9 protein-coding genes are annotated in these 12,117 nt (G+C 59.5%); 5 read left to right on the forward strand and 4 right to left on the reverse strand.

Annotation, left to right across the window (positions count from 1 at the left end; all coding sequences use genetic code 11):
- Nucleotides 1–11: 11 nt before the first annotated feature.
- Complete coding sequence (locus ACR0NJ_RS09945; protein ID WP_480816969.1) at nt 12–3,431, reverse strand: indolepyruvate ferredoxin oxidoreductase family protein; 3,420 nt, start codon at nt 3,429–3,431, stop codon at nt 12–14.
- A gap of 169 nt (nt 3,432–3,600) precedes the next feature.
- On the opposite strand from ACR0NJ_RS09945, the gene ACR0NJ_RS09950 reads away from it, so the two are divergent.
- The 5 genes from ACR0NJ_RS09950 (at nt 3,601) to grxD (ending at nt 10,340) form a co-directional block, all read left to right on the forward strand.
- Nucleotides 3,601–4,509, forward strand: a complete 909-nt coding sequence (locus ACR0NJ_RS09950) for a LysR family transcriptional regulator (RefSeq protein WP_480816970.1) — start codon at nt 3,601–3,603, stop codon at nt 4,507–4,509.
- Between the two features lie 272 nt (nt 4,510–4,781).
- A complete protein-coding gene (locus ACR0NJ_RS09955; protein ID WP_480816971.1) occupies nt 4,782–7,034 on the forward strand; it encodes a mechanosensitive ion channel family protein in 2,253 nt (750 codons plus the stop codon).
- A 152-nt stretch (nt 7,035–7,186) separates the two neighbouring features.
- Nucleotides 7,187–9,346, forward strand: a complete 2,160-nt coding sequence (gene purL / locus ACR0NJ_RS09960) for a phosphoribosylformylglycinamidine synthase subunit PurL (RefSeq protein ID WP_480816972.1) — start codon at nt 7,187–7,189, stop codon at nt 9,344–9,346.
- A 145-nt stretch (nt 9,347–9,491) separates the two neighbouring features.
- Nucleotides 9,492–9,728: a BolA/IbaG family iron-sulfur metabolism protein gene (locus ACR0NJ_RS09965; protein WP_480816973.1), complete on the forward strand. Its 237-nt coding sequence runs from the start codon at nt 9,492–9,494 to the stop codon at nt 9,726–9,728.
- A 249-nt stretch (nt 9,729–9,977) separates the two neighbouring features.
- On the forward strand, nt 9,978–10,340 hold the full coding sequence (gene grxD / locus ACR0NJ_RS09970) for a Grx4 family monothiol glutaredoxin (RefSeq protein ID WP_480816974.1): 363 nt from the start codon (nt 9,978–9,980) through the stop codon (nt 10,338–10,340).
- Nucleotides 10,341–10,347: 7 nt separating this feature from the next.
- Here the strand turns inward: grxD and ACR0NJ_RS09975 are convergent, their stop codons facing one another.
- The 3 genes from ACR0NJ_RS09975 to ACR0NJ_RS09985 are packed head-to-tail and all read right to left on the reverse strand — an operon-like array spanning nt 10,348 to nt 11,947.
- Nucleotides 10,348–10,698: an MliC family protein gene (locus tag ACR0NJ_RS09975; protein WP_480816975.1), complete on the reverse strand. Its 351-nt coding sequence runs from the start codon at nt 10,696–10,698 to the stop codon at nt 10,348–10,350.
- Nucleotides 10,695–11,090, reverse strand: a complete 396-nt coding sequence (locus ACR0NJ_RS09980) for a cell division protein ZapA (RefSeq protein WP_480816976.1) — start codon at nt 11,088–11,090, stop codon at nt 10,695–10,697. The genes ACR0NJ_RS09975 and ACR0NJ_RS09980 overlap by 4 nt, the downstream gene beginning before the upstream one ends.
- Nucleotides 11,090–11,947, reverse strand: coding sequence for a hypothetical protein (locus tag ACR0NJ_RS09985; RefSeq protein WP_480816977.1), 858 nt, complete (start codon nt 11,945–11,947; stop codon nt 11,090–11,092). The genes ACR0NJ_RS09980 and ACR0NJ_RS09985 overlap by 1 nt, the downstream gene beginning before the upstream one ends.
- Nucleotides 11,948–12,117 lie beyond the last annotated feature (170 nt).

The raw sequence follows: 12,117 nt of genomic DNA on the forward strand, positions 1-12,117 counted from the left end.
TTGTGACGATTTTACTCTGCCGCCGCGCGTAATTCGGGCCCTCCGCTGTGGATGATCGCCAGCAATTCCTCGCGCCGTTTAGCAGCTTTTGCCTCGTTTTCCCGCAGAACCGGGCCGAAGCCGCGAATGTCCAGCGGCAAGCGGGCCAAAGCCGCAATCGCGTCGCGTGTGGTGTCGGACAACAAAGGCAGAACCTGCTGCATGTCCTTTTCATATTGCCGGATCAATGCGCGTTCCATCTTGCGTTCCGCCGAATAGCTGAAGATGTCCAGCGGAGTGCCGCGCAAGGTTTTCAGTTTTGCCAGCACTTTCAACGGGCTGAGCATCCATTCGCCAAACGCCCGTTTGCGCGGCCTGCCGTTACCGCCGGTTCCGCCCAGAAACGGCGGTGCCAGATGGAAGGTCATTTTGAAGTCGCCGTCAAACTCGGCTGCTGCCTTCTCGCGGCTGCTCAGCAACAGGCGCGCGACCTCGTATTCGTCCTTGTAGGACAGCAACTTGTGATAGCCCTTGGCCAAGGCCTCACGCACCTCGGTATCCTGAACCGACTCCACCAGCTTGCGATAGCGTTTGGCCAGCCGGGCGCTTTGATACCCGGTCAGGTGCTGCGCGCGGAAGTCGATCACTTTCTCCAGTGTCTTCGGTATTTCCGTCACTGACGGTGCCAGAATGGCCTGCGCCTGATCCGGGTGCAGCACGGCCCAGCGACCGATGTCAAAGGCGCGTTTGTTGCGCTCGACCGCCGTGCCGTTCAGTTCAAGCGCCTGCATGATGGCGTCATGTCTGACCGGCAGAAAGCCCCGCTGCCACGCCGCGCCAAAGACCATCATGTTCGAATAGATCGAATCGCCCATCACAGCGCGCGCCAGATCGGTGGCGTCAAACAGGGACAGCCCGTCTTTCAGCCGCGCCTGCAGCGCCAGTTCCAACTGATCCTTGGGAATGCGGAATTCGGTATCACGGGTGAAATCACCGGTGACAGTCTCGTGGCTGTTGACCACGGCACCGGTCTGCCCAGTCCGGGTCAGGCCCAGAGTTTTCGCGCCCGCAGATACAACGAGATCACCACCGATCAGAGCATGGGCTTCGCCGGTCGCAACCCGGATGGCGCTGATATCGTCAGGGTGGTTGGCCAACCGGCAATGGATATGCACCGCGCCACCCTTCTGGGCCAGCCCGGCCATCTCCATCATACCTGCGCCTTTGCCGTCGATCTGCGCCGCCTGCGCCAGAACCGCACCCAGCGTCACAACGCCAGTGCCTCCGACCCCGGTGATTACCACGTTATGCGTGCCCTTGATTTCAGGTAGCACGGGCATCGGCAGGTCCGGCAGGTCAATCTCGGTCGTCGCTTCCTTGCGGATTTTCGCGCCTTCCAGCGTCACGAAAGACGGGCAAAAGCCATTGAGGCACGAGAAATCCTTGTTGCAGCTCGACTGATCAATCGCCCGTTTACGGCCCAACTCGGTCTGTTTCGGCACAATCGACACGCAGTTCGATTGCACACCGCAATCGCCGCAGCCCTCGCAGACGTCGGTATTGATGAACACCCGCTTGTCCGGATCAGGAAACTCTCCCCGTTTGCGACGGCGGCGTTTCTCGGCGGCGCAAGTCTGAATATAAACTATGACCGAGACGCCCTCGATCTCGCGGAATTTCTCCTGAACCTGCATCAATTCGGCACGTTCGAAGGTTTCGACACTGGCAGGCAGAGCCTTGAAGTTCACGTCTTCCTTCTCGTCGTAAACCACAGCAACATGTTGCACGCCCATCGCCTTGACCTCGGCCACGATGCGTTCTGCGGTCAGATCGCCCTCGTTGTCCTGCCCGCCAGTCATGGCGACCGCATCGTTGAACAGGATTTTGAACGTGATGTTTGTACCCGCCGACAACGCCGCCCGGATCGCCTGCACGCCCGAGTGGTTATACGTACCATCGCCCAGGTTCTGGAACACATGCTTGGTGGTCGAGAATGGAGCCTCACCAACCCAGTTAACCCCTTCGCCGCCCATCTGGGTGAAACCGGTGGTCTCGCGGTCCATCCACTGCACCATGTAGTGACAGCCAATCCCGGCATAGGCGCGGCTGCCATCCGGCACTTTGGTCGAGCTGTTATGCGGACAGCCCGAGCAGAAGAACGGCAGGCGCGTCGCGATTTCCTGAGCATTATCGGCCCGGCGTGCCTCGGACAGTTTCGCCAGACCGGCGCGTACGCCGTCAGTGTCGCGGCCTTCTTCGATCAGAATCTCGCCCAGCTTTTCGGCAATCATGATCGGGTCCAAAGCGCCGCGTGTGGGGAACAATTCCTCGCGATGCAGCGCGCCTGCCCCGCCCTTGTACCAGCCGTATACGCGGCGGCCCCGACGGTCGTCAAAGATCGCCTCTTTGACCTGCACCTCGATCAGCTTGCGCTTTTCTTCGACGATGACGATCAGGTCCAGCCCCTCGGCCCAATCGTGGAAACCGGCCATATCCAGCGGGAAGGTCTGGCCGATCTTGTATGTTGTGATCCCCAGCCGCTCGGCCTCATCCCCGTCGATGTTCAGCAATGACATGGCGTGGGTCAGGTCCAGCCAGTTCTTGCCCGCCGCGACGAACCCGATCTTGGCACCGGGCTTGCCCCAGACCCGCTTGTCCAGCTTGTTGGCATGAGAAAACGTTTCAGCCGCGAAGCGTTTGTAATCGATGATCCGCCCTTCCTGCAGATGCGGCGTATCGCCCAGACGTATGTTCAGCCCGCCCTCGGGCATTTCGAACTTGGGCGTCACCAGCTTCATCCGGTCCGGGCTGCCATCCACGACCGAGGTGACCTCGATCGTGTCCTTCATCGTCTTCAGGCCGACCCAAAGCCCCGCGAACCGGCTGAGCGCAAAGCCATAAATGCCGAAATCCAGAATCTCCTGCACGCCGGCCGGGCTGACCACGGGCATATACATATCGACCAGTGACCATTCGGACTGATGCAACACGGTCGAGCTTTCGCCCGTGTGGTCATCTCCCATCGCCATCAGCACACCGCCGTGTTGCGCTGTACCCGCCATATTGGCGTGCCGCATCACGTCGCCAGACCGGTCCACGCCGGGGCCCTTGCCGTACCACAGGCCAAAAACCCCGTCGAACTTGCCGTCATTCCTTAGCCCGGCCTGCTGGCTGCCCCACAACGCGGTGGCGGCCAGATCCTCGTTCAGCCCGTACTGAAAGATCACATCGCTTTCGGTCAGTTGCTTTTGCGCGCGTGTCATCTGCTGGTCCACCGCGCCAAGGGGCGAACCGCGATAGCCGGTCACAAGACCGGCGGTGTTCAACCCGGCCTTCACATCCCGTGCCTTCTGCATCAGCATCAAGCGGACCAGCGCCTGCGTTCCGTTCAGAAGAATGGGGTTTTTCGACAAATCGAACCGGTCGTTCAACGTTATCTTTGGCTGGCTCATCAGACGCCTCCCCTCGTCAGATCAGTGTGCTACATTTCTGCTCATTTTAGGTCATAAAAGCTGACCTGTATAGCCATTGCCCTCTGAATCGTAACGATTTCATCCTTTGAATGTAGAACTTGTTACCTATTTCATATAGGCGTTCCCGGGGATAACGAAAGTTGCGGCGATGGATTGGGACAAGCTTAGAATATTTCACGCGGTTGCCGATGCGGGCAGCCTGACCCACGCGGGCGACAAGCTCAATTTGTCTCAATCCGCCGTGAGCCGTCAGATCCGCGCGCTGGAAGAATCACTCGACGCGACCCTGTTTCACCGTCATGCGCGCGGGTTGATTCTGACCGAACAGGGCGAGTTACTGTTCGATGCGACCTCGGCCATGTCCAAACGACTGGACGCCGCCGCCGCCCGCATCCGTGACAGCGAAGAAAAGGTATTCGGCGTTCTGCGGGTCACAACCACGTTTGGCTTTGGCACCCTGTGGTTGGCCCCGCGCCTACCCAAGCTCTACGAGCAGTACCCCGACCTCAACATCGACCTGATGCTCGAAGAACGCGTTCTGGACCTGCCGATGCGCGAGGCCGACGTGGCGATCCGTATGAAAGAGCCGAGCCAGGCGGATCTGGTCCGCAAACGCCTGATGACAGTCCAGATGCAGTTATACGCAACGCAGGAATACCTCGAAACACGCGGCGGACCGCTGAAAACGCCGGAAGAGATCAAGGATCACAGGCTGATCTGCCAGACGCCTGCAGCGCCGCAGGTCGGGGCCAGCGCGGCGATGGTCCGGCATCTGATGACGTTCAACCCCGTCTCGCTGCTGACGGTAAACAACTATTTCGGCGTTCTGCAGGGCGTACTGCACAATCTGGGCATCGGTGTTCTGCCAAATTATGTCACGCAGGACTTCCCGCATCTTGTCCCGATCCTGCCAGAGGCGGAACGATCGGACGTGCCCGTTTACCTGGCTTATCCCGAAGAACTGCGCCATTCGCAGCGCGTTGCAGCCTTCCGCGACTTCGTTCAGGCGGAAATTATTGAACAACGCAAGCAGAATAAACAGATGGGAAAACTATAGCTATGCACAGAAAGCATAGCGGACATGCCTGAAGTTCAGTCTAATTAATCTTGAACGTTCACAAACTGCACCCTAAATGAGCACTCGAAGACGATGATGCTGAAACGCTTATCTTCTTCATACCTCCCTGTTGGACTACGGCCGAGCTTAGTGCTCGGCCTTTTTTTTGGCATTTGCCTGCCTGCCGTGCGTTGAAAACTCTGGGAAAGCCTCGCGCTTCCCTCTATGATCCCGAAAAACAATCAAATTTTTCGTGATCGAGGGCAAATTCAATGTTCCATCCATTTCGCCTGTTGATGGCTGTGCTGTCTTTGGTGGTTTTCACGGGAACTCTGCACGCGCAAGTCGGTGCAACTTCGGGTTCCGGCGCACCAGCGACCATTAGCATCCCCGAAGATCTGACGCCCGAGCAGGTTGACGACCTGGTCGCCAGAATGTCCGACGACCAAGTCCGATCCATCCTGCTGGAACGTCTGGACGCCGTTGCCGAGAAAAATGCGGCAGAGGCTGAGGAACGCGAGGACCCAATCACCGAGATCAACGAGATTTGGGCTGAAATGGTGGCATCATGGACCCAGGTCATTGTTACCATCCCCAATATCTTCAGCGCGCAAGCCCGTGCGGTCGAGAATTTCACCGGAGCCTTTGGCACCAACCAAGTGTTTGCCCTGATGGGTCTGGTTCTAAGTGTTCTGGTTGTCGGCTTCGTCGCGGAAAAGCTGTTTGAATTGCTGACACGCCGCTGGCACGTCCAGACCGAAGTCGATGACGAGAACGACCTTTGGGGCGCAGTCCGCTATCTGTTTGGTCGCTTCTGCCGTGAAATTGCCGGGCTGATCGTGTTTTACGTGGTCATCCGGGCGGTCGGGCGCGGCCTTTTGACAACGGAACAGATCACCTATGCTGCGCCGTTCGTCTTCTATCTGATCTGGGTTCCGCGACTTGGGGCCGCCGCCTCGCGTTTTGTTCTGGCCCCCAGCAAACCGCATTACCGGCTGGTCAATATTGATGATCACTGGGCGAAATACCTGCACCGGAACCTGATTGGCCTGCTGATCCTGATCGGTTTCACCCTGTTCCTGCTTCACTTCAACAGGCTGAATGGCATCACGTCCGGCGAGACTCGGATCGGGTTCTGGCTGAACGCTGCGATCCACATCTATATCGGCGTGATCGCGTGGAAGGCGCGCGAAGGCTTGTCACAGATGATGCTGGGCACCGACCCCGATCACACCAAGTTCGACGAGGAGGTCGCGCACTACTACCCTTACTTTGCCATTGGCGTGTCAGCGGTGATCTGGCTGTTGGTCGAGTTTATTGTGGCGCAGCGCAACCCCTGGTCCCTGGCGTTGCTGGTCAAGGGGGCACATTTCACCACCATGTTCTGGCTGCTGATCGCCCCGGCCCTGGATACGCTGATCCGCGGTCTGGTCCGCCATCTTCAGCCGCCCATGTTGGGCGAAGGTTCGGTGGCGGAGCGCGCCTATAAATCCACCAAACGCAGCTATATCCGCATTGGCCGGGTTCTGGCGGGCATTCTGGTAATTCTGATGATCGCCAAGGCCTGGAACCTGGACCTGCAGGAAATTGCAGGCGGTAGGGAAGAAGACGGCAGCCGACTGATCCAGTTCTTCATCATCATTGCAGTCGGCTACATCCTGAACGAGATCGTTTCGCTCTGGATCAACCGTCGTCTGGCCAAAGAGCATACGGCGGCCCAAAGCCCTGATGAAGAAGCTGGCGAAGGCGGCGGGTCCGGTGGATCGCGTCTGGCGACGGTGCTGCCGTTGCTGCGGGTGACCGCTCAGGTGGCCATTGCGGTGATCTTCGTACTGCTGGCGCTTGGGGCCCTGGGTCTGGACATCACGCCGCTTCTGGCCGGTGCCGGTATCCTTGGCCTTGCTATCGGTTTCGGTGCGCAAAAGCTGGTGTCAGATATCGTCGGGGGGATTTTCTTCCTGATCGACGACGCGTTCCGTGTGGGTGAATATGTCGATGTTGGGGGCACCACCGGGACGGTCGAGAAAATCTCGATCCGTTCGATGCAGCTGCGCCACCACCGTGGGCCGGTGCACACCATTCCCTACGGTGAGATTCAGAAGCTGACGAACTACAGCCGCGACTGGGTTATCATGAAGCTGAAATTCACCGTGCCTTTCGATACTGATCCCAACAAGGTCAAGAAGATCTTCAAGAAGATCGGTGCCGAGATGATGGAAGACGAGACCCACAAGGAAGGCTTCCTGCAGCCCTTCAAGTCGCAAGGCGTGTTCGACTTCGACGATGTGGGTATGATCATCCGGGGCAAGTTCATGGCCAAACCGGGCAAGCAGTTCACGCTGCGCAAGGAAATCTTCAACCGGGTCAAGGCCGCGTTCAAGGAAAACGGCATCGACTTCGCCCGCCGCGAGGTGCGCGTGGCCATTCCGGGGCTGGAGGACGTCGATCACCTGACCGACGAACAGAAAGCCGCAGCTGGTGCGGCGGCAGCCGACGCCGTCAACAAAGGTCAGGCACCAGCCTGATCCCCTTTGTTGCTCTCACTCAACGGGCCCTGACTTTGCGCCGGGGCCCGTTTTTCTTTGCCCAAGTCACTCTGCGGTCACTTGCCCCTTTCCACAGACGGCCCCTTCCCCTAAAAGGCGCCAACCATTGCCATCTCGGGGATTGAAACAGGATGCAAGAGCCAGCCATCACACCGGATCTGATCGCCGCCCACGGGTTGAAACCCGAAGAGTACGACATGATCTTAGGGATCATCGGGCGCGAGCCGACATTCACCGAGCTTGGCATATTTTCGGCCATGTGGAACGAGCATTGTTCCTACAAATCCTCGAAGAAATGGCTGCGCACCCTGCCCACTTCGGGTCCTCAGGTGATCTGCGGCCCCGGTGAGAATGCGGGCGTTGTAGATATCGGCGATGGTCAGGCGGTGGTCTTCAAGATGGAAAGCCACAACCACCCCTCCTACATCGAACCCTATCAGGGCGCGGCAACCGGCGTGGGCGGCATCCTGCGCGACGTCTTTACCATGGGTGCGCGCCCCATCGCCTCGATGAACGCGCTGTCCTTCGGCGAGCCCGGTCACCACAAGACCCGTCAGCTGGTGAACGGGGTGGTCGAAGGCATCGGCGGCTACGGCAACTGCTTCGGCGTGCCTTGTGTGGGCGGTGAAGTGCGCTTTCACCCCGCCTATAACGGCAACTGCCTTGTGAACGCCTTTGCCGCCGGTCTGGCCGACAGCGACAAGATTTTCTACTCGGCTGCCTCGGGCGTTGGTATGCCTGTCGTCTATCTGGGCGCTAAGACGGGCCGCGACGGCGTTGGCGGCGCAACAATGGCCTCGGCGGAATTCGACGACACCATCGAAGAAAAACGCCCCACCGTTCAGGTCGGCGACCCCTTCACCGAAAAACGCCTGATGGAGGCGACGCTGGAGTTGATGCAAACCGGCGCGGTGATCTCGATCCAGGACATGGGCGCGGCGGGCCTGACCTGTTCCGCTGTGGAAATGGGCGACAAAGGCGGTTTGGGCGTGCGTCTGGACTTGGAAACCGTTCCCCAACGCGAAGAGAACATGACGGCCTACGAGATGATGCTGTCCGAGTCACAAGAACGCATGCTGATGGTCCTCAAACCCGAGCTTGAGGCAGAAGCCCGCGCCGTGTTCGAGAAATGGGACCTTGATTTCGCTATCGTCGGCGAAACCATCGCCGAAGACCGCTTCCTGATCATGCATAACGGCGAGATCAAAGCCGACCTGCCCCTGTCGAAACTGTCCTCGACCGCGCCCGAATACGACCGCCCATGGGAGCCCACCCCGCAGGCCGAAGACCTGTCCGACGTGCCGCAGATCGACCCGATCGACGGGCTGCGCGCCCTGCTCGCCTCGCCCAATTATGCAGGCAAACAATGGGTTTATGAGCAATACGACACCATGGTGATGGCCGACAGCGCCCGCACGCCGGGTCTGGGCGCGGGCATGGTGCGCGTCCACGGCACCGACAAAGTTCTGGCCTTCACCAGTGATGTGACGCCCCGCTACGTGCGCGCCAACCCGGAAGAAGGCGGCAAGCAGGCGGTGGCCGAAGCCTATCGCAACCTGACGGCTGTTGGTGCAAAACCGCTTGCCACGACCGACAATCTGAACTTCGGCAACCCCGAAAAGCCCGAGATCATGGGCCAGTTCGTCGGCGCTATAAAAGGCATCGGCGCGGCCGTTGCCGCGCTGGATATGCCAATCGTGTCGGGGAACGTCTCGCTGTACAACGAGACTGACGGTCAGGCGATCCTGCCCACCCCCACCATCGGCGCGGTCGGCCTGCTGGCCCGCACCGACGAAATCATCGGCAACGAGGTGCGCGAGGGCCACGTCGCGCTGGTCATCGGCGAAACAACCGGCCATCTGGGACAATCCGCCCTGTTGGCCGAGGTGTTCAACCGCGAAGACGGCGACGCCCCCCATGTCGATCTGGATGCGGAAAAGCGTAACGGCGACTTCATCCGCGCCAACCGCGAGATGATCAAGGCCTGCACCGATTTGGGCGATGGAGGCCTCGCGCTCGCCGCTTTCGAACTGGCCGAGGCTACTGGCGTGGGCGTCTGCCTCGACGACGCCTCGACCGGCTTCCTGTTTGGCGAGGATCAGGCCCGTTATCTGGTCGCCTGCAACTTCGATCAGGCCGAGGCGCTGATGATCGCCGCCGGACAGGCGGGCGTTCCACTGGTCTCGGTGGGCCGGTTCACCGGCGAAAACGTCAAGATCGGCGCCTCCGAAGCCGCGCTGGCTGACCTGACCGAGACCTTCCGGAACAGTTTCGCCGCAGCGGTTGCCTGATCCCACGGGCTTCTTCTCGTTCCAAATACGGAAATCCTGCGCGCGTCACCGGGCGCGGGAATTCCCGGTTCAGCGCCCCAGAGCCATCTTGCACGCCTCGATGCATCGCTCTACATCTTGGGAAAGACTTTCAGGAGTAACCTACATGCCGATGAGCGCCCACGAAATCGAAACCCTGCTGCGCGAAGCCTTCCCTGATGCCGAAATTCAGGTGGGCGGGCAGGATGGCGTGCATATGTCCGCCATGGTCGTGGACGAAAGCTTTCGCGGCAAAAACCGGGTTCAGCAGCAGCGCGCGGTCTACGCGGCCTTGAAAGGCAAGATGGACGGCCCAAATGGCGAGTTGCACGCCTTGGCGCTGACCACCAAAGCCCCGGAGTAATATGGAACATGTGATCATAGTTCTAATTGCAGTTTCCGTCTTTGTACTACTGATTGCGCTAATAGCATGGAACCATTCAAAGACTGGACGCAAATCTAAACGAGGGTCCCAGCCCGGACGTGGAAAACATCTTCTCCATTCTTTCTACAATTCACATGACGGCGCTATCAGCTCGGCGCAGACCCATATTCCAAGAGACCCACAAGACTACGCCAAAGCAATGATGCCGAAGAGCAAAGGAAACGCGAAATGACCGACGTGAAAACCCAGATCGACGAAACCGTCAAAGCCAACGATGTGGTGCTCTATATGAAAGGCACCAAGGATATGCCGCAATGCGGGTTCTCGTCGCGTGTGGCTGGTGTTCTGAACTATATGGGCGTGGATTACGCAGACGTGAACGTTTTGGCGGATGAGGACGTGCGCCAAGGCATCAAGGATTATTCGGACTGGCCGACCGTTCCTCAGCTTTACGTCAAAGGCGAATTTGTCGGCGGCTGCGACATCATCACCGAGATGACCCTGTCGGGCGAGTTGGACACTTTGTTCGACGAGAACGGCGTCGGCTACAACAAGGAAGCGGCGGACAAAATCCGCGAAGCCAACGCGTGATCCGGCCTTATTGGCTGGAACACTCCTTAAAGATGAACTGTTCGGTGGCGGCGCTGTCCGCCCCGACGAAGCTGATCGACGCGTCCCAACCTTTCGAGCGCAGGATATACGTACCCTGGCCGCCAACGGATTCATACCGGATGCCGGACCCGCTACGCACTTGACGCATGGCGACAAGATTGTTGTCGACCATAGTCGCCGCAGCACTAGAGCCATCCGCCGCATTAAAGTAGGTGACCGGCAACGGAACCCCGTTCTCACACGTGAACGTCACCGACAGGATGTCGATCTCAGCCAGCGCTGCCGTGGCAGACGCCACCGCCAACACACCGCTGGCTGATGCAAGCGCCCGTCTCATTGCGCAGACTTTTCTTCAATAACCGACGCCAGCGCCTCGGCCCGCGCAGCCAGTTCCGCCAGCGTATCCGTCACGGACGGCGGGACCACGGCCACTTCGACCCGCTCGGGTTCAGGTGCCGGTGCGCTGCGCAGCGTTTGCAATTCCGCTTCAACCTCGGCCAGTTTCGCCTCAAGCGCCACGACCTTGTCGTCGGTCGCTGCGGTCTTGTCGGCCAGCATAAGGCCCGCCATGAGCAGCATTCGCGATTCCGGCATGCGTCCGATCTGGTCTGACAGCACCTGCGCCTCGTCATCCAGCATTTTGGCTGCGGCCTGCAGAAAGGTTTCTTCCCCGTCCTGGCAGGACACGTCAAAGCCGCGCCCGCCGATGTGAATGGTTACTTCGGGCATTACTCTACCTCACCTTCCGCCAGTTTCGCATGCAACAGCAGCGGTTCCAGCCGGGCCAGCACCGCCTGCGCCTCGGCCGCATCAGTGGCCTGAGCCGCACGTGTCGCTTCCAGTTCGGCCACAGTGGCCCGGTTCAGCAACTCGGCATCCGCCATGCCGTCCTCTGCCGCCGCGCGCAGTTCTTCGACCGAGTCGCGCAGTTGATCATTGGCTTTGCGCATGCGCTGCAGATCATCATCCAGCCGCGACATTGCTGCCCCATGGCTCGCCCGCTCGGCGCGTAGCATGTCAAGTTCGGCGGTCAGATCGCCAACCCGTTCAGTATCGGCCAGTTCCAGCTTAAGCCGCTTGTTCTCGGCCTCAATCTGTTGTGCCTGCTCCAGCAACCCTTTGACTTCCAGCAACTCGGCTCGCAATGGGGCTGCATCTTCCCTGCCCTCAAGATCGCCGCGCAGCTTCTCATTCTCAGCCCGCAACGCATCCAGTTCTTCCGAGTTATCCAGCGCCGCCTTCGCTTCGGCCAGTTCCGCCCGTGCAGCCTCGACCGAGGCCAGCTTTGCCGTCGCCTCAGACAACTGCTCGCGTAGCGCGTCCGCTTCCGCGCCGGGGCCTGAGGCCGCCCGCAATTGCTCCATATCGACGCGCATGGCGTCAACTTCCTGCTGATGCCGTTCCTTCAGAGATTTCAGGCGCTCTTCCAACTGGGCATTGGCAAGCCGCTCGTCCTCTAGTGCCACCTGCAGGCCCGTATCCTGACCGCCGTCACCCGGTGCCGCCTTGCGCAACGCTTCGACACCCGTTCCGATCCGATCCATCGCGGCCATGATGCGGTGTTGTAAGTCTTCTATCTGGCTCATGCCCCTGTCACCTCTTTACCAAGGTTCGTTCTGTCGCACGGCCGTCCGAATCAAGCGCGGCCACGTTCGACCCCAATTCTAACGGAATGTTCCGGAAAATACCCACTCTTTGCTTTCAATCACTTGGGCAACAGAGTTGAAGCGCCAAACGCCCATAACACTCGGTTCCG

The organism is Ruegeria sp. F11, assembly GCF_056533855.1.